Genomic DNA, 18093 nt, shown 5'->3' with positions numbered 1-18093 from the left:
TCAGGACTCCTGGGTGACGGAGACGAGCACGTCGTCCCCTTCGATCTTGACGGGGTATACGGGGACGGGGCGCGTGGCGGGCAGGCCGGAGGGCTTGCCGGTGCGCAGGTCGAAGCTGGAGCCGTGCAGCCAGCACTCGATGGCGCAGTCCTCCACCTCGCCCTCGGACAGCGAGACGTTCGCGTGCGAGCAGATGTCGTTGATGGCGAACACCTCGCCCTCGGTGCGGACGAGCGCGACGGGGGTGCCGTCGAGCTCGACCCGGGTGGGGGTGTCCTCCTCCAGGTCGCTCAGCCCGCAGGCGCGGACGTAGGTGGGCTCGCTCATGCCACCGCCGCTTCCAGCTCGGACTCGATCTTGGCGATGAGGCGCTCCTCCAGCTCGGGGATGCCGATCTGCTGGACGAGCTCGGCGAAGAAGCCGCGGACGACGAGGCGGCGGGCCTCGTCGGCGGGGATGCCGCGGGCCATCAGGTAGAAGAGCTGCTCGTCGTCGAAGCGGCCGGTCGCCGAGGCGTGGCCGGCGCCGACGATCTCACCGGTCTCGATCTCCAGGTTGGGCACGGAGTCGACCCGGGCGCCGTCGGTGAGGACGAGGTTGCGGTTGAGCTCGTAGGTGTCGGTGCCCTCGGCGGCGGCGCGGATGAGGACGTCGCCGATCCAGACCGCGTGGGCGTTCTCGCCCTGGAGGGCGCCCTTGTAGGCCACGTTGGAGCGGCAGTGCGGGGTGTCGTGGTCGACGAGGAGGCGGTGCTCCTGGTGCTGGCCCTCGTCCGTGAAGTAGAGGCCGTAGAGCTCGGCCTCGCCGCCGGGGGCGCCGTAGACGACCCGCGGGTGGAGCCGGACCAGGTCGCCGCCGAAGGTGACGATGACGGACTTGAAGGAGGCGTCACGGCCGACCAGCGCGGAGTGCTGGGCGGCGTGCACCGCGGTGGCGTCCCAGTCCTGGACGGAGACGACGGTGAGCTTGGCGCCGTCGCCGATCAGGTACTCCACGTTGGCGGCGAGGGTGGCGTCGCCGGTGTGGTCGAGGACCACGACGGCCTCGGCGAAGGCGCCGAGCTCGATGACCTGGTGGCCGAAGGCCACCCCGCCCTCGCCCTGCACGGAGATCCGGACGGGCTCGGTGAGCACCGTGTCCTTGGGGACCGAGACGACCGTGGCCTTCTCGAAGGAGCTGTACGCCTGGGCGGCGACCCGGTCGACCGGCTTTCCGGCGCGGCCGAGGCGGGCGTCGTCCCGGCCGACGGTCTCGACGGTGACGCCCTCGGGGGCGGTCACGTCGACCTTGACGCCGCCGTCCGCCACGGCGGTGCCGTCGTGCAGGCCGCGGAGGCGCTCCAGCGGGGTGAACCGCCACTCCTCCTCGCGGCCGTGCGGCACGGGGAAGTCCGCGACGTCGTACGAGGCGGGGGCGCTGACGCGCGCGTCGATGGGCTGCTGGGGCCCGCCCACCTGGATGGCGCCGTCGGTCGTGCTGCCGGCGGGAGTGTTGTCAGCCATGGCTGTCGTCGTGCTCTCTTCCTGTCACAAAGGGGTCGCTGCGGTCCGGTGGCGGTCGGCCGTCAGCCGACCGCGCCTTCCATCTGCAGCTCGATCAGCCGGTTGAGCTCCAGGGCGTACTCCATGGGCAGCTCGCGGGCGATCGGCTCGACGAAGCCGCGCACGATCATCGCCATGGCCTCGAACTCGGTCAGACCGCGGCTCATCAGGTAGAAGAGCTGGTCGTCGCTGACCTTGGAGACGGTCGCCTCGTGGCCCATGGAGACGTCGTCCTCGCGGACGTCGACGTAGGGGTAGGTGTCCGACCGGGAGATGGTGTCCACCAGCAGGGCGTCGCAGAGCACGTTCGACTTGGACCCGTGGGCGCCCTCGCCGATCTCGATGAGACCGCGGTAGGAGGTGCGGCCGCCGCCTCGCGCCACCGACTTGGAGACGATGTTGGAGGAGGTGTTCGGCGCCATGTGGACCATCTTGGCGCCGGCGTCCTGGTGCTGGCCCTCGCCGGAGAAGGCGATGGAGAGGGTCTCGCCCTTGGCGTGCTCGCCCATCAGGTAGACGGCCGGGTACTTCATGGTCACCTTGGAGCCGATGTTGCCGTCGACCCACTCCATGGTCGCGCCCTCGTAGGCCACGGCCCGCTTGGTGACCAGGTTGTAGACGTTGTTCGACCAGTTCTGGATGGTCGTGTAGCGGCAGCGGCCGCCCTTCTTCACGATGATCTCGACCACGGCGCTGTGCAGCGAGTCCGAGGAGTAGATCGGGGCGGTGCAGCCCTCGACGTAGTGCACGTAGGCGTTCTCGTCGACGATGATCAGGGTGCGCTCGAACTGGCCCATGTTCTCCGTGTTGATACGGAAGTAGGCCTGGAGCGGGATGTCGACGTGGACGCCCGGCGGGACGTAGATGAAGGAGCCGCCGGACCACACGGCGGTGTTCAGCGAGGCGAACTTGTTGTCGCCGACGGGGATCACCGTGCCGAAGTACTCCTGGAAGATCTCCGGGTGCTCCTTGAGCGCGGTGTCGGTGTCCAGGAAGAGAACACCCTGCTCCTCCAGGTCCTCGCGGATCTGGTGGTAGACGACCTCCGACTCGTACTGCGCGGCGACACCGGCGACGAGGCGCTGCTTCTCGGCCTCCGGGATGCCCAGCTTGTCGTAGGTGTTCTTGATGTCCGCGGGCAGGTCCTCCCAGGAGGCGGCCTGCTTCTCGGTGGAGCGGACGAAGTACTTGATGTTGTCGAAGTCGATGCCGGAGAGGTCGGAGCCCCAGGTCGGCATGGGCTTCTTCTCGAAGAGCCGCAGGCCCTTCAGACGCAGCTTGAGCATCCACTCCGGCTCGGACTTCTTCGCCGAGATGTCGCGGACGACATCCTCGTTGAGGCCGCGCTTGGCCGCGGCACCGGCGACGTCGGGGTCGGCCCAGCCGTATTCGTACGTGCCCAGGCCTTCGAGCTCAGGGTGGGCAGTCTCCGTGGGGAGAGTCATGCGGGGTTCCTCCCGGCCGTGCTGGCGGATGCTGTGGTGGTCTTGGTGGTGCGCCGCGTTTCGCTGCGCGGGATGAACGTCGTGCACACACCGTCGCCGTGGGCGATGGTGGCAAGACGCTGCACATGGGTCCCGAGCAGGCGGGAGAAGACCTCGGTCTCCGCCTCGCACAGCTGCGGGAACTGCTCGGCGACATGGGCGACCGGGCAGTGGTGCTGGCAGAGCTGTTCGCCGACCGGTGCGCTACGCGCCGTAGCAGCGTACCCGTCCTCGGTCAATGCCCTGGCAAGGGCCTCCGCGCGGGATTCGGGGGCGACGGCATCCAGGGCCTCGCGATACCCCTCCGCCTGGGCGGCCATCCGGGCGCGGGCGAAGGCCGCGACGGCGGCCTCTCCCATCTCTCCCCCGCCGGCGGACTGGGCGATCCAGCGCAGGGCGTCCCCGGCCAGCTTGTCGTAGGCCTGGTCGAAGGCGTCGCGGCCGCAGTCGGTGAGCGCGAACGCCTTCGCGGGGCGCCCGCGCGTGCGCGCGCCGTAGACGCGCTTCTCGCGGGGCTCGACGACGCCCTCGGCGGCGAGGGTGTCCAGGTGGCGGCGGACCGCGGCCTGGGTCAGCTCCAGCCGCACGGCCAGCTCCGCCGCGGTCGACGGACCGTGATCGAGGATGGACCTGGCGACGCGATTGCGCGTGCCGCGCTGCTCGTCGTGGGCGCGCTCCTCGTCCCGGGCGGGGACGGGAGCAAGCGCCTCGGGCCCGGCGGCCACCCGGGCCGCGGGGTCCTGCGGAGCCTCGCTCGCGTATTTCACAACACCATTGTTGCGTAATTGGCTCGGGCGGGACAAGCCTCGCCCGGGTCACCGATCGGTGGTCTCGATCACTAAGGGTCACCTAACCACCACGTGAAGATCATCGGGAACGCCCCGAAGACATCCACCCCGGGGCAGCCGCGGACGGCTCCGGGTTCGTAGACTTCCCGCCATGCGCAGCGTCTTCCCGGGGGACAGCCCGGCCGGCCCCCCGCCCCCCGGCCGTGACCCCGCGGTCGAGATCCGCGGCCTGGTCCAGCGGTACGGGCGGAAAACCGCGGTGGACGGGCTCGACCTGTCCGTCGCCCGCGGCTCCCTCACCGCCGTCCTCGGCCCCAACGGGGCGGGCAAGACCACCACCGTCGAGACCTGCGAGGGCTACCGCCGCCCCGACGCCGGCACCGTCCGGGTGCTCGGGCTCGACCCGGTGGCCGACTCGGCCGCGCTGCGCCCGCGGATCGGCGTGATGCTCCAGAGCGGCGGCATCTACGCGGGCGCCCGCGCCGAGGAGATGCTCCGCCACACCGCCTCCCTGCACGCCGACCCGCTCGACATCGGCATGCTGATCGAGCGGCTCGGCCTGGAGAGCTGCGGCCGCACCGCGTACCGGCGGCTGTCCGGCGGGCAGCAGCAGCGTCTCTCCCTCGCGATGGCCGTCGTCGGCCGCCCGGAGCTGGTCTTCCTGGACGAGCCGACGGCGGGGCTCGACCCGCAGGCCCGGCACGCGACCTGGGACCTGGTGCGCGAGCTGCGCCGGGACGGCGTCACCGTCGTGCTGACCACGCACTACATGGACGAGGCGGAGTCCCTGGCGGACGACGTCGCCATCATCGACAGCGGCAAGGTCATCGCCCAGGGCAGCCCCGAGGAGCTGTGCCGCGGCGGCGCCGAGAACACGCTGCGCTTCAGCGGCCGCCCGGCCCTGGACCTCGCCTCGCTCCTCAAGGCGCTGCCCGCCGACTCCGCCGCGGTGGAACTGACGCCCGGTACGTACCGGGTCAGCGGCAAGATCGACCCGCAGCTGCTGGCGACGGTGACCATATGGTGCGCGCAGCACGGGGTGATGCCGGACCGCATAGCGGTGGAGCGGCACACGCTGGAGGACGTCTTTTTGGAGCTGACCGGCAAGGAGCTGCGGGCATGAGCGCGGATGTGAACGCAGAGGTGAACGCGGACGCGAACGCCGGGGCCTTCGCCCCGAGGCCGGGTGCCGCACCGCTGGGCCGGATGATCCGCGCGCAGGCGGCGCTGGAGACCCGGATGCTGCTGCGCAACGGTGAGCAGCTGCTGCTGACCGTCGTGATCCCCACGCTGCTGCTGGTGCTGTTCAGTTCGGTCGACATCGTGGACACCGGCGAGGGCAAGGCCGTCGACTTCCTCGCGCCCGGCGTCCTCGCGCTGGCCGTACTGTCGACCGCTTTTACGGGCCAGGCCATCGCGACGGGCTTCGAGCGCCGTTACGGGGTGCTGAAGCGGCTGGGCGCGTCCCCGTTGCCGCGGTGGGGGCTGATGACGGCGAAGACCTGTTCCGTCCTGGTCACCGAGGTGCTCCAGATCGTCCTGCTGACGGTGATCGCGTTCGCGCTCGGCTGGTCGCCGCAGGGCAACCCGTTCGCCGTCGTCCTGCTGCTCGCCCTCGGCACCGCCGCCTTCTCGGGGCTGGGGCTGCTGATGGCGGGCACGCTCAAGGCGGAGGCGACGCTGGCCGCGGCCAACCTCGTCTTTCTTCTGCTGCTGGTCGGCGGCGGGGTGATCGTGTCGCTGGACAAGTTCCCGGGCGCCGCGCGATCGGTGCTGGAACTGCTGCCGATCTCGGCGCTCTCCGGCGGCCTGCGGGACGTGCTGCAGCACGGCGCGGGCATGCCGTGGGCCGACCTGGGCATCCTGGTCGGCTGGGCGGTGCTCGGGCTGGGCGCGGCGGCCCGCTTCTTCCGCTGGGAGTGAGCGGGCCCACCCCGTCCGCTCGGAACGCGCCGACGGCGAGCTGGACAATTCGCCACGCACCCCCCTCGTGAATCCATGCACAAGCGGGCCCTTACGATGACCCCGTGCCGAATTCCATGAACCCCCTCCAGCTGATCGCCGACCGCTGGCAGCCCTCCGCGCGCTTCGTCCAGCGAGCGGCGTTCGCCTGTGTGGTCATGGCCGTGATCATCGTGGTGACCGGCGGCGCGGTCCGTCTCACGCAGTCCGGGCTCGGCTGCCCGACGTGGCCGACCTGCACGGAGGACAGCCTGACGCCCACGCCCGCGATGGGCATCAACGGCGTCATCGAGTTCACCAACCGCATGCTGACGTACGTGCTGTGCGCGGTCGTCGGCCTGACGATCATCGCGGCACGCGCGCGTGCCCCGCGCCGCCGCAGCCTCACCCGGCTCGGCTGGGCGCAGTTCTGGATCGTCATGGGCAACGCCGTGGTGGGCGGCGTCACCGTGCTGACGGGCCTGAACCCGTACATCGTCAGCGCGCACTTCCTGCTGTCCACCGCGCTGCTGACGGTCGCGGTGGTGATGTGGCAGCGCTCCCGCGAGGGGGACGCCGAGCCGCGCGACCTGGTGGCCCGTCCGGTCCGCCAGCTGACCTGGGTGCTGGTCGTCGCGAGTGCCCTGCTGATCGTGATCGGCACCGTGGTCACCGGCTCGGGACGGCACGCGGGCGACGCAGCCAAGGACGTCCGCCGCATTCCGCTCGACTGGCGTGAGATCACCCAGCTGCACGTCGACTTCGTCTACATCGTCGTCGGCCTCACCGTGGCCCTGTGGTTCGTGCTGCGGGCCGTCAAGGCGCCCGCGGCGCCCCGGCGCACGGTGGTCGAGCTGTTCGCCGTGATCATGCTCCAGGGCGTCTTCGGCTACATCCAGTACTTCAACGACTCGCCGGAGTTCGTCGTCGGCATCCACATGTTCGGCTCCTGCCTGGTGTGGATCGCCGTGCTGCGGGTCTTCCTCTCGCTGCGCGAGCGGGGCGAGGCCGCCGTGCTGCCCGGCCCGTCCGGTGAGCACGAGGCGCTTCAGACGGCCGCCTCCGCGTCCAGCCGGTAGATCCTCCGGGCGGTGCCGGCCGCGACGAGCGAGACGATCCGCCCCGCCTCCGCCCACCGGCACATCCCGTCGGCGACCCAGTCGTTCGCGATCCGGCCCATGGCCTGGGTGAAGGACCGGGCGCCGACCACGTAGAGCTCCGCCAGCGCCCGCGCCCCGGTGGAGAACAGCAGCTTGCCGAACGGCGCTTCGGCGAGGCTCTCCTCGGGCCGGGGCCCGATGTCCGCGTAGACGTGCGCGAAGGCCGCGGCGAGCCGGGCGGCCTGCCGGTGGTGCCAGGCGTCGGGCAGCAGCACCAGATCGGTGCCCGACCCCTCGGTGGCGCCCAGGAAGCGCGTCAGGCGCCGCGGGTCGGGACAGTGCAGCTGGACGGGAAGTCCCGTGGCGACCGCGCTCCACAGCAGATGACGGGCCACCACGGGCCCGGCCGGCGGGCCGCCCGCGTGGCGCGAGCGCAGCCAGCGGGCGACGGCCCTGCGGACCTCGGCCGGCTCCGGTGGCGTCCCGTCGCAGGAGTCGGCTCCGGAGGCGAAGGCGGTGGCGCTCCGGGCCGCCACGAAGAGGGCTTCCGCCATGTGGGCGGTGAAGGAGTCGGCGCTTCCGGAGGTGTCGGCGACCCGCTCGGCGAGCGGTTCGAGGCGTACGACCTCATGGGCGCGCCCGTCGGCGGCGCTGGCCAGTTCCGCGGCGGACGTGAGGCCGCCCGACGCCCCGGACTCCAGCAGGAAGGTGCCGATGCCCGCGCCGCGCAGCAGCAGTCGCCCGACCTGCCAGGCGCCCAGTTCCCGCCGCCGGGCGAGGTAGCGGACCGGCGCGCAGTGCGGCTCCAGACCGAGCAGGGGCGGGCACCAGCGGCGTACGGCCAGCCCGGCCCGGCTGTCGAAGAAGGTGGTGCCGGGCGGCGCGGGGCCGGTGGCCCCGGTGGCCGCGGCGAGGTGCGTCTCGAAGCCGCCGATCCCGAGTTCGCCGTGGAGCGTGCCATGGCTGTGCTGATCGACGATCGGCGGCAAGCCGTCCAACCCTGTCCCCCTGTGCCGTACCCCCGTGCGGCACGCCGTGGCGGCCGCTCCCGGCGGGTCTAACGGAGGACAGGGGCTGTCAGTTATCGCCGTCCGTCACCGTCGGCCGTCGCCGTCCGGCGGCGCTCAGCCGTTGTCCGGGCCGCCGACCTGGATGCCGGCCATGCGCGTCCACTCGTACGGGCCGGTGCGGACCTTGGCGGCGAACTCGCCGTCGAAGTCCTCGTGGAGGGTGATGCCGGCGAGCTCGACGGCCTTCCGCGCGGTCTCCATGGAGGGCGCCACGAGGGTGCCCCACTCGCCGTTGGTGCCGACGAGGGCGATCCGGGTGGTGCCGCGGCCGATGTGCGCCAGCTGGCCCTCGGCGCCCCCGCCGTGGCTCTTGGCGAAGGCGCTGATCTGACGGGCGAGCCGGGCAGCCCTGCGGGCGGCCCGGCTGTCGAGTGCGGTCTCTTCGGCCTGCGTGGTGGTGTCTGCCATGAAGCAGATGCTACCCACCGGTAATTAACGAAGGAAGGGATCCACGGCCACCGCGGCGAAGAGCAGCGACACATAGGTGATGGACCAGTGGAAGAGGCGCATCTCCTTGAGCTTCGCCCCGGTGATCCCGGCCTTGGCGCGGCCCTGGAGGGCGTGCGCCTCCTTGAGCCACATGCCGCCGAGCACGGCCGCCACGATCGTGTAGAACCAGCCGGTGTAGCCGAGGGGCTGGAGCAGGAGCGAGACGCCGACCATCACCCAGCTGTAGAGGACGATCTGACGGGCGACCGCCTTGTTGCCCGCGGTGACCGGCAGCATGGGCACGCCCGCGCGCTCGTAGTCGTCCTTGACCTTCATCGACAGCGGCCAGTAGTGCGGCGGCGTCCAGAAGAACATGACCAGGAAGAGGACGACCGGGGCCCAGGAGACCGAGTCGGTGACGGCGGACCAGCCGATGATGACCGGCATGCAGCCCGCGATGCCGCCCCACACGATGTTCTGCGCGGTGCGGCGCTTGAGCAGCATCGTGTAGATGACGACGTAGAAGGCGTTGGCCCCGAGCGACAGCAGCGCCGACAGCGGGTTGACCAGGAACCAGAACCAGAGGGTGGAGCCGACGGTCAGCGCCGTGGCGAAGACCAGGCACTCCTTGGGCGAGACGATCCCGGTGACCAGCGGGCGCTGTGCCGTACGGTCCATCAGCGCGTCGATGTCCCGGTCGATGTACATGTTGTACGCGCCGGCGCCGCCCGCGGACAGGTAGCCGCCGATGCACGTGGCCAGGACCAGCCACAGGTCGGGCACGCCCTGGGCGGCGAGGAACATCACCGGCACGGTCGTCATCAGCAGCAGCTCGATGATCCGCGGCTTGGTCAGTGCCACGAACGCCTTGACACGGGCCCCGAACGGCCGGTGACCGAGACTTTCCGGAAGCACCCCCGCAGGACGGGATTCGACGGCCGTCACGCACACCCCTGACAGAGATAAGGCCAGCAAGCCCGCGGGCAGGATGAACCCGGCAAAGGCTTGCGCTTACCACGCCACTCTAGACGTAGGGGATACCCCGGCCTTCGCCGGGGTGGGGTCGTGTTGGGACCGTAGCGCGCCCGGTTCGCGACGCGTCCGCGCCGGATACGGCCGCCGGGGAACATGACACTGTGGCCCCGTTCGGGAGGCGGCCCGGCGGCCCGCCCGGCAGGCTGGACCCATGGCCGTCACACCCGCGGCGGGAATCTTCACTGCCCGGATCCGGTTGCCCGGGACGTCGGGCAGCCGACTGCGCGTCGAAAAGGCGCGCGCCCCTGCGGGGTAGGCTCGACAGCGCCGCGTCGTGGCGGAACATACCGCCCCCGGCAGACGAAACATGTGGAGAGGAGCCCTGAACCGAGGGTGAGCACCAAGCCGACCACAACAGACCTCGAGTGGACCGAACTGGACCAGCGGGCCGTCGATACCGCCCGCGTCCTGGCCATGGACTCCGTGCAGAAGGTCGGCAACGGCCATCCGGGCACGGCCATGAGCCTCGCTCCCGCCGCCTATCTGCTGTTCCAGAAGCTGATGCGGCACGACCCGAGCGACGCCGACTGGGCAGGCCGGGACCGGTTCGTCCTCTCCCCCGGTCACACCAGCCTGACGCTCTACGTGCAGCTCTTCATGGCCGGTTACGGCCTGGAGCTCGCGGACCTGAAGTCGTTCCGCACCTGGGACAGCAAGACCCCGGGCCACCCGGAGCACGGCCACACCCGCGGTGTCGAGACGACCACCGGCCCGCTGGGCCAGGGCATCGCCAACGCCGTGGGCATGGCGATGGCAGCCCGCTACGAGCGCGGCCTGTTCGACCCGGAGGCCCCGAAGGGCACCTCCCCGTTCGACCACACCATCTGGGCGATCGTCTCCGACGGCGACCTGGAGGAGGGCATCTCCGCCGAGGCGTCCTCGCTGGCCGGCCACCAGAAGCTCGGCAACATCGTCGCGCTCTACGACGACAACCACATCTCGATCGAGGGCGACACCGAGACCGCCTTCTCCGAGGACGTCCTCAAGCGCTACGAGGCGTACGGCTGGCACGTCCAGCGCATCGAGCAGGCGGAGAACGGCGACTTCGACGTCCAGGCCCTCTACGCGGCGCTGAAGGCCGCGCAGGAGGAGACCGAGCGCCCCTCGATCATCGCGGCGCGCACCATCATCGCCTGGCCCGCCCCCAACGCCCAGAACACCGAGGCGTCGCACGGCTCCGCGCTGGGCGAGGCCGAGGTCGCCGCGACCAAGCGCGTCATGGGCTTCGACCCGGAGCAGCACTTCCAGGTCGAGGACGAGGTCTTCACGCACGTCCGCAAGGTCGTCGACCGCGGCCGCGAGGCCCACGCGACCTGGGACAAGCAGCTCCAGGAGTGGCGCACCTCGAACCCCGCGCGCGCCACCGAGCTGGACCGCATGGCCGCGGGCGAGCTGCCCGACGGCTGGGAGCACGCGATCCCGGTCTTCCCGGCCGGCAAGGACGTCGCGACCCGCAAGGCGTCCGGCGAGGTCCTCAAGGCGCTGGGCGGCGTGATCCCCGAGCTGTGGGGCGGCTCCGCCGACCTCGCCGGCTCGAACAACACCACGATCGACGCGTCCTCGTCGTTCCTCCCGGAGGGCAACCCGCTCCCCGAGGCGAACCCGTACGGCCGCACGATCCACTTCGGCATCCGCGAGCACGCCATGGGTTCGACCATGAACGGCATCGCGCTGCACGGCAACACCCGCGTCTACGGCGGCACCTTCCTGGTGTTCTCCGACTACATGCGCCCGGCCGTCCGCCTGGCCGCGCTGATGAAGCTGCCGGTCACCTACGTGTGGACGCACGACTCCATCGGTCTCGGCGAGGACGGCCCGACCCACCAGCCGGTCGAGCACATGGCCGCGCTGCGCGCCATCCCGGGCCTGAACATGGTCCGCCCGGCCGACGCCAACGAGACGGCGATCGCCTGGCGCGAGATCACCAAGCGCCACACCGCCAAGCCGGCGCCGCACGGTCTGGCCCTGACCCGCCAGAACGTGCCGACCTACGAGGCCAACGAGGGCGCGGCCAAGGGTGGTTACGTCCTGTTCGAGGCCGAGGGCGGCCGTCCGCAGGTGATCCTGATCGGCACCGGCTCCGAGGTCCAGCTGGCCGTCGAGGCCCGTGACGTGCTGCAGGCGGAGGGCATCCCGACCCGCGTGGTCTCCATGCCGTCCGTCGAGTGGTTCGAGGAGCAGGACCAGGCGTACCGCGACGGCGTGCTGCTGCCGGACGTCAAGGCCCGCGTGGCCGTCGAGGCGGGCATCGGCCTGACCTGGCACCGCTACGTCGGCGACGCCGGCCGGATCGTCTCGCTGGAGCACTTCGGTGCCTCCGCGGACTACAAGGTCCTGTACCGCGAGTTCGGCCTGACCACCGAGGCCGTCGTCGCCGCCGCGCGCGAGTCCATCGAGCACGTCGACGCCAACCGTCGCTGACGCGACCGCTCATCACTCAGTAGGAGATGCAATCCCGATGACAGACGCACTCAAGCGCCTCTCCGACGAAGGCGTCGCGATCTGGCTGGACGACCTGTCCCGCAAGCGCATCACGTCCGGCAACCTGGCCGAGCTGATCGACCAGAGCCACGTCGTGGGTGTCACCACCAACCCGTCGATCTTCCAGAAGGCGATCTCCGGCGGCGAGGGCTACCAGCAGCAGCTGGCCGACCTCGCGGCCCGCAAGGTCACCGTGGACGAGGCGATCCGCATGATCACCACGGCGGACGTCCGCGACGCCGCCGACATCCTGCGCCCGGTCTTCGACCGGACCGACGGCCAGGACGGCCGGGTCTCCATCGAGGTCGACCCGCGCCTGGCGCACAACACGACGGCCACCGTCGCCGAGGCCAAGCAGCTGGCCTGGCTGGTGGACCGCCCCAACACCCTGATCAAGATCCCGGCCACCAAGGCGGGCCTCCCGGCCATCGCCGAGGTGATCGGCAAGGGCATCAGCGTCAACGTCACGCTGATCTTCTCCCTGGAGCGCTACCGCGCGGTCATGGACGCCTACCTGACCGGTCTGGAGAAGGCCAAGGCCGCCGGCCTGGACCTGTCCCTGATCCACTCGGTCGCGTCCTTCTTCGTGTCCCGTGTGGACTCCGAGATCGACAAGCGCCTGAACGCGCTGGGCACCGACGAGGCCAAGGCGCTGCGCGGCAAGGCCGCGCTGGCCAACGCCCGCCTCGCCTACCAGGCGTACGAGGAGGTCTTCTCCTCCGACCGCTGGGCCGCCCTGGAGAAGCTGGGCGCCAACAAGCAGCGTCCGCTGTGGGCCTCGACCGGCGTCAAGGACCCGGCCTACAAGGACACCCTGTACGTGGACGACCTGGTCGCCCCGAACACGGTGAACACCATGCCGGAGGCCACCCTGGAGGCCACCGCCGACCACGGGCAGATCACCGGCGACACGGTGCGCGGCACGTACGAGCAGGCCAAGGCCGAGCTCGACGCGATCGCGAAGCTGGGGATCTCCTACGACGAGGTCGTCCAGCTGCTGGAGGACGAGGGCGTCGACAAGTTCGAGCAGTCCTGGAACGACCTTCTGAAGTCCACCGAGGCGGAGCTCAAGCGCCTCGCCCCGGAGGCGTGAGTTGAGCACAAGCAGCAATCCGCTGCGTGACGCTCAGGACCGACGGCTCCCGCGTATCGCGGGGCCGTCGGGCCTGGTCATCTTTGGCGTCACGGGCGATTTGTCCCGGAAAAAGCTGATGCCCGCGGTCTACGACCTCGCGAACCGCGGCCTGCTGCCGCCGGGCTTCTCGCTGATCGGCTTCGCCCGCCGCGACTGGGAGGACGAGGACTTCGCCCAGATCGTGCACGACGCGGTCAAGGAGCACGCGCGCACGCCCTTCCGCGAGGAGGTCTGGCAGCAGCTGGTCCAGGGCTGCCGGTTCGTGCAGGGCGACTTCGACGACGACGTGGCGTTCGAGACCCTCAAGACCACGATCCACGAGCTCGACGCGGCGCAGGGCACGGGCGGCAACTTCGCCTTCTACCTGTCCGTCCCGCCGAAGTTCTTCCCGAAGGTCGTCCAGCAGCTGAAGAAGCACGGGCTGGCCGAGCAGCGGGAGGGTTCCTGGCGGCGTGCCGTCATCGAGAAGCCCTTCGGCCACGACCTGAAGAGCGCCCAGGAGCTGAACCAGGTCGTCCACGAGGTCTTCCCGCCCGAAGAGGTCTTCCGGATCGACCACTACCTGGGCAAGGAGACCGTCCAGAACATCCTGGCGCTGCGCTTCGCCAACACCCTCTTCGAGCCGATCTGGAACCGGTCCTACGTCGACCATGTGCAGATCACCATGGCCGAGGACATCGGCATCGGCGGCCGCGCGGGCTACTACGACGGCATCGGCGCCGCCCGTGACGTCATCCAGAACCACCTGCTCCAGCTGCTGGCGCTGACCGCCATGGAGGAGCCCGCCTCCTTCGACGCGGACGCGCTCGTCGCGGAGAAGACCAAGGTGCTGGGCGCCGTCCGGCTGCCCAGGGACCTCGGCAAGGAGACCGTCCGCGGCCAGTACGCGCACGGCTGGCAGGGCGGCGAGGAGGTCGTCGGCTACCTCGAAGAGGACGGCATCGACCCGAAGTCGAAGACCGACACCTACGCCGCGATCAAGCTGGAGATCGACAACCGCCGCTGGGCGGGCGTCCCCTTCTACCTCCGCACCGGCAAGCGGCTCGGCCGCCGCGTCACCGAGATCGCGGTCGTTTTCCAGCGCGCCCCGCACTCGCCCTTCGACCACACCGCTACCGAGGAGCTGGGGCAGAACGCCCTGGTCATCCGGGTGCAGCCGGACGAGGGCGTCACCCTGCGGTTCGGCTCGAAGGTGCCGGGCACCTCGATGGAGGTCCGGGACGTCTCGATGGACTTCGCCTATGGCGAGTCCTTCACCGAGTCCAGCCCCGAGGCGTACGAGCGGCTCATCCTCGATGTCCTGCTCGGCGACGCCAACCTCTTCCCGCGCCTGAAGGAGGTCGAGCTCTCCTGGCAGATCCTCGATCCGATCGAGGAGTACTGGGACAAGCACGGCAAGCCCGCGCAGTACCCGGCCGGCACCTGGGGTCCGGTCGAGGCGGACGAGATGCTGGCACGAGACGGACGGAGCTGGCGTCGGCCATGAAGATCGACCTTACGGACACCACGTCCAGCAAGATCAACAACGCCCTGGTGCAGGGCCGCCGCGCCATCGGCACCCCGGCCCTGGGCATGGTGCTCACCCTCGTCATCGTCACCGACGAGGAGCACGCCTACGACGCGCTGAAGGCGGCCAACGAGGCCTCCCGCGAACACCCTTCGCGCAAGCTCGTCGTCGTCAAGCGCGTCAGCCGCTCGCCGCGCGACCGCGCCAAGGCCCGCCTCGACGCCGAGGTCCGGGTGGGCACCTCCGCCGGCACCGGCGAAACGGTGGTGCTGCGCCTGTACGGCGACGTCATCGACCACGCCCAGTCGGTCGTGCTGCCGCTGCTGCTGCCCGACGCCCCCGTGGTCGCCTGGTGGCCGGTGGGCTCCCCGGCCAACCCGGAGAAGGACCCCCTCGGCGCCCTCGCACAGCGCCGGGTCACCGACGCGTACGCCGCCGAGGACCCCCTCGCGGAGGTCACCGCCCGCGCCGCGCACTACACCCCGGGCGACACCGACCTGGCCTGGACCCGGATCACGCCGTGGCGCTCGATGCTCGCGGCCGCGCTCGACCAGCAGCATGTCGACGTCCTCTCCGCCGAGGTCGAGGGCGAGGGCTACAACCCCAGCGGCGAACTCCTCGCGATGTGGCTCGCCGACCGCCTCGGCGTACCGGTGACCCGGACCGTCTCGGACGGGCCCGGCCTCACCGCCGTCCGGCTGGAGACCGGGAACGGCACCGTCGTCCTGGACCGCCCCAACGGTTCCCTGGCCACCCTGTGCATGCCCGGCCAGCCCGACCGCTCCGTCGCGCTCCAGCGCCGCGACACCTCGGAGCTGCTCGCCGAGGAACTGCGCCGTCTCGACCCGGACGTCACCTACGAGTCCGCGCTCAAGTACGGCGTGGACCGGCTCGGCAAGCCGGCCACCGACACGGCGGCGGCCCCCGGGGCGCCGAAGGCCGAGACGGCCCCGGCCGACGGGGCCAAGGCCGCCCCGGCCCCCGCCAAGAAGGCCACGGGCAGGAAGGCGGCCGGCAAGTGAGCGCACCGCAGATCGTCGTCCACCGGGACAAGGAGCTGATGGCGCAGGCCGCGGCGGCCCGGCTGATCACGAAGATCGTGGACGCGCAGGCCGCGCGGGGCTCCGCCTCCGTCGTCCTCACGGGCGGGCGCAACGGCAACGGGCTGCTCGCGGCCCTCGCCGAGGCGCCCGCGCGGGACGCGGTGGACTGGTCCCGGCTCGACCTGTGGTGGGGCGACGAGCGGTTCCTGCCCGAGGGCGACCCCGAGCGCAACGCGACCCAGGCGCGCGCGGCGCTGCTGGACTCGGTACCGCTGGACCCCGCCCGGGTGCACGAGATGCCCCCGGCCGGTGACCGGTACGGCAATGACGCGGACGCCGCGGCGGAGGCCTACGCGGCCGAACTCGCGGCGGCCGCGCGGCCCGAGGACCACGGCGCGGTGCCGTCCTTCGACGTGCTGCTGCTGGGCGTCGGCCCGGACACGCACATCGCGTCGCTGTTCCCCGAGCTGCCGGGCGTACGGGAGACCGAGCGCACCGTCATCGGGGTGCACGGTGCGCCGAAGCCGCCGCCGACCCGGGTCTCGCTGACCCTGCCCGCCATCCGCGCCGCCCGCGAGGTCTGGCTGCTGGCGGCGGGCGAGGACAAGGCCGCGGCCGTCGCGATGGCGCTGTCGGGCGCGGGCGAGATCCAGGCCCCGGCGGCGGGGGCGTACGGGCGCTCGCGCACCCTGTGGCTGCTGGACGCGGCTGCCGCCGCGGGCCTTCCCCGGGGGCTGTACCCCCCGGCTTCCCCCTGACCGCGCTGACGCGCGGTGTCCTCAAACGCCGGACGGGCTGAATTTCGCGGACCGTAGTCCGCGAAACCAGCCCGTCCGGCGTTTGAGGACCGGGGTCCGGGGCGGAGCCCCGGGTACGGTCAGCGCCCCCGAAGCTCCCGGTAGCGCTTGACCAGCGCGGCCGTGGACGCGTCCAGGCCGGGAACCTCCGCACCGGAAACCAGCGCCGGCTCGACCCTCTTCGCCAGCACCTTCCCCAGCTCGACCCCCCACTGGTCGAAGGAATCGATGTTCCAGATCGCCCCCTGGACGAACACCTTGTGCTCGTAGAGCGCGATCAGCTGCCCCAGCACCGACGGAGTCAGCTCGCTCGCGAGGATCGTCGTCGTCGGGTGGTTGCCCCGGAACGTCTTGTGCGGGACGAGCTCCGCCGGCACGCCCTCCGCGGCGACCTCCTCCGCGGTCTTGCCGAAGGCGAGCGCCTGCCCCTGGGCGAAGAGGTTGGCCATCAGCAGGTCGTGCTGGGCCACCAGACCAGGCATCAGGTCGTCCACCGGCCTGGCGAAGCCGATGAAGTCCGCCGGGATCAGCTTCGTGCCCTGGTGGATCAACTGGTAATACGCGTGCTGCCCGTTGGTGCCCGGCGTGCCCCAGACGACCGGCCCGGTCTGCCAGTTGACGGGGTTGCCGTCACGGTCGACGGACTTGCCGTTGGACTCCATGTCCAACTGCTGCAGATAGGCCGCGAACTTCGACAGGTAGTGGCTGTAGGGCAGCACCGCGTGCGACTGCGCACCGTGGAAGTTCCCGTACCAGACGCCGAGCAGGCCCAGCAGCAGCGGGACGTTCTCCTCGGGCGGCGCGCACCGGAAGTGCTCGTCGACCAGGTGGAAACCGGCGAGCATCTCCCGGAAGTGGTCCGGGCCGATGGCGAGCATCAGGGAGAGGCCGATGGCGGAGTCGTACGAATAGCGGCCGCCGACCCAGTCCCAGAACTCGAACATGTTGGTCGGGTCGATGCCGAACTCGGAGACCTTCTCCTCGTTCGTGGACAGCGCCACGAAGTGCTTGGCGACGGCTTCCTCGCCCGCCCCCAGCTCGGTCAGCAGCCAGTTGCGCGCCGAGGTGGCGTTGGTGATCGTCTCGATGGTGGTGAAGGTCTTCGAGGCGATGACGAACAGCGTCTCGGCGGCGTCCAGGTCGCGGACGGCCTCGTGCAGGTCCGCGCCGTCGACGTTCGACACGAAACGGAACGTCATGTCACGGGCGGTGTAGGACCGCAGCGCCTCGTAGGCCATCGCCGGACCGAGGTCGGAACCGCCGATGCCGATGTTGACGACGTTCTTGATGGGCTTCCCGGTGTGGCCCTTCCAGTCACCGGAGCGCACGCGGTCGGTGAAGACCTGCATCTTGCGCAGCACGGCGTGCACGGCCTGGACGACGTTCTCGCCGTCCGTCCTGATCACCGCGGACTCCGGGGCGCGCAGCGCCGTGTGCAGCACGGCGCGGTCCTCGGTGGTGTTGATCTTCTCGCCGCGGAACATCGCGTCGCGCAGCTCCGCCACCCCGGCCGCCGCGGCCAGCTCGCGGAGCAGGCGCAGCGTCTCGTCCGTGACCAGGTGCTTGGAGTAGTCGAGGTGCAGGTCGCCGACGGTGAGCGCGTAGCGCCCGGCCCGCTGGGGGTCGTCCGCGAACAGCTGTCGCAGGTGCACCTCCCCGAGCTCTTCCCGGTGCTTGGCCAGTGCGTTCCACTCAGGCATCTGGTCGAGCCTGTTGCGGCCCTCTGCGTTCATCTCGGACAT

Annotated in this window: 16 protein-coding genes; 8 read left to right on the top strand and 8 right to left on the bottom strand. The window is 71.0% G+C overall.

Annotated elements, in window-relative coordinates; genetic code table 11:
* The 4 genes from ACWD4A_RS03425 to ACWD4A_RS03410 all read right to left on the bottom strand — a co-directional run bounded on the left by ACWD4A_RS03425 (window position 1) and on the right by ACWD4A_RS03410 (window position 3792).
* Window positions 1–327: a bifunctional 3-phenylpropionate/cinnamic acid dioxygenase ferredoxin subunit gene (locus ACWD4A_RS03425; RefSeq protein WP_451188851.1), complete on the bottom strand. Its 327-nt coding sequence runs from the start codon at window positions 325–327 to the stop codon at window positions 1–3.
* Window positions 324–1502, bottom strand: a complete 1179-nt coding sequence (gene sufD / locus ACWD4A_RS03420; protein WP_451188848.1) for a Fe-S cluster assembly protein SufD — start codon at window positions 1500–1502, stop codon at window positions 324–326. The genes ACWD4A_RS03425 and sufD overlap by 4 nt, the downstream gene beginning before the upstream one ends.
* A 62-nt stretch (window positions 1503–1564) precedes the next feature.
* Window positions 1565–2986 carry a Fe-S cluster assembly protein SufB gene (gene sufB / locus ACWD4A_RS03415; protein ID WP_451188845.1) on the bottom strand — a complete coding sequence of 474 codons (1422 nt, stop codon included), beginning with the start codon at window positions 2984–2986 and terminating at the stop codon, window positions 1565–1567.
* Complete coding sequence (locus ACWD4A_RS03410) at window positions 2983–3792, bottom strand: helix-turn-helix transcriptional regulator (protein WP_451188843.1); 810 nt, start codon at window positions 3790–3792, stop codon at window positions 2983–2985. Before ACWD4A_RS03410 ends, sufB begins: the two co-directional genes overlap by 4 nt.
* 172 nt (window positions 3793–3964) lie before the next feature.
* Here ACWD4A_RS03410 and ACWD4A_RS03405 point away from each other — a divergent pair, with 172 nt between their 5' ends.
* The 3 genes from ACWD4A_RS03405 to ACWD4A_RS03395 all read left to right on the top strand — a co-directional run bounded on the left by ACWD4A_RS03405 (window position 3965) and on the right by ACWD4A_RS03395 (window position 6833).
* Entirely contained in the window at window positions 3965–4936 is a 972-nt protein-coding gene (locus ACWD4A_RS03405; RefSeq protein WP_451188841.1) for an ABC transporter ATP-binding protein, read from the top strand.
* Entirely contained in the window at window positions 4933–5736 is an 804-nt protein-coding gene (locus ACWD4A_RS03400) for an ABC transporter permease (RefSeq protein WP_451188839.1), read from the top strand. Before ACWD4A_RS03405 ends, ACWD4A_RS03400 begins: the two co-directional genes overlap by 4 nt.
* A 104-nt stretch (window positions 5737–5840) precedes the next feature.
* Complete coding sequence (locus tag ACWD4A_RS03395) at window positions 5841–6833, top strand: COX15/CtaA family protein (protein ID WP_451188835.1); 993 nt, start codon at window positions 5841–5843, stop codon at window positions 6831–6833.
* Here ACWD4A_RS03395 and ACWD4A_RS03390 read toward each other — a convergent pair.
* The 3 genes from ACWD4A_RS03390 to ACWD4A_RS03380 form a co-directional block, all read right to left on the bottom strand.
* Entirely contained in the window at window positions 6803–7852 is a 1050-nt protein-coding gene (locus ACWD4A_RS03390) for an amidohydrolase (protein WP_451188832.1), read from the bottom strand. The two genes, ACWD4A_RS03395 and ACWD4A_RS03390, sit on opposite strands and share 31 nt — an antisense overlap.
* 126 nt (window positions 7853–7978) lie before the next feature.
* Entirely contained in the window at window positions 7979–8332 is a 354-nt protein-coding gene (locus ACWD4A_RS03385; protein WP_451188829.1) for a hypothetical protein, read from the bottom strand.
* A 24-nt stretch (window positions 8333–8356) separates the two neighbouring features.
* Complete coding sequence (locus ACWD4A_RS03380; protein WP_451188826.1) at window positions 8357–9298, bottom strand: heme o synthase; 942 nt, start codon at window positions 9296–9298, stop codon at window positions 8357–8359.
* A 423-nt stretch (window positions 9299–9721) separates the two neighbouring features.
* On the opposite strand from ACWD4A_RS03380, the gene tkt reads away from it, so the two are divergent.
* Genes tkt through pgl form a run of 5 tightly spaced genes read left to right on the top strand, consistent with a single transcriptional unit; the run spans window position 9722 to window position 16312 of the window.
* Window positions 9722–11809, top strand: coding sequence for a transketolase (gene tkt / locus ACWD4A_RS03375; RefSeq protein WP_451188823.1), 2088 nt, complete (start codon window positions 9722–9724; stop codon window positions 11807–11809).
* 37 nt (window positions 11810–11846) lie between these two features.
* Entirely contained in the window at window positions 11847–12962 is a 1116-nt protein-coding gene (gene tal, locus ACWD4A_RS03370; protein ID WP_451188820.1) for a transaldolase, read from the top strand.
* 1 nt (window position 12963) lies between these two features.
* The gene (gene zwf / locus ACWD4A_RS03365; protein WP_451188817.1) at window positions 12964–14490 is read left to right on the top strand and encodes a glucose-6-phosphate dehydrogenase; all 1527 of its coding nucleotides are present in this window, start codon (window positions 12964–12966) and stop codon (window positions 14488–14490) included.
* On the top strand, window positions 14487–15533 hold the full coding sequence (gene opcA, locus ACWD4A_RS03360) for a glucose-6-phosphate dehydrogenase assembly protein OpcA (protein WP_451188814.1): 1047 nt from the start codon (window positions 14487–14489) through the stop codon (window positions 15531–15533). The genes zwf and opcA overlap by 4 nt, the downstream gene beginning before the upstream one ends.
* The gene (pgl, locus tag ACWD4A_RS03355) at window positions 15530–16312 is read left to right on the top strand and encodes a 6-phosphogluconolactonase (protein WP_451188811.1); all 783 of its coding nucleotides are present in this window, start codon (window positions 15530–15532) and stop codon (window positions 16310–16312) included. Before opcA ends, pgl begins: the two co-directional genes overlap by 4 nt.
* Window positions 16313–16431: 119 nt before the next feature.
* Here the strand turns inward: pgl and pgi are convergent, their stop codons facing one another.
* A complete protein-coding gene (gene pgi, locus ACWD4A_RS03350) occupies window positions 16432–18084 on the bottom strand; it encodes a glucose-6-phosphate isomerase (RefSeq protein WP_451188934.1) in 1653 nt (550 codons plus the stop codon).
* Window positions 18085–18093 lie beyond the last annotated feature (9 nt).

It is taken from the genome of Streptomyces sp. NPDC002537, assembly GCF_053594975.1.
The sequence above is the reverse complement of the archived record's forward strand: the minus strand, read 5'-3'. Positions and strand labels throughout refer to the sequence as shown.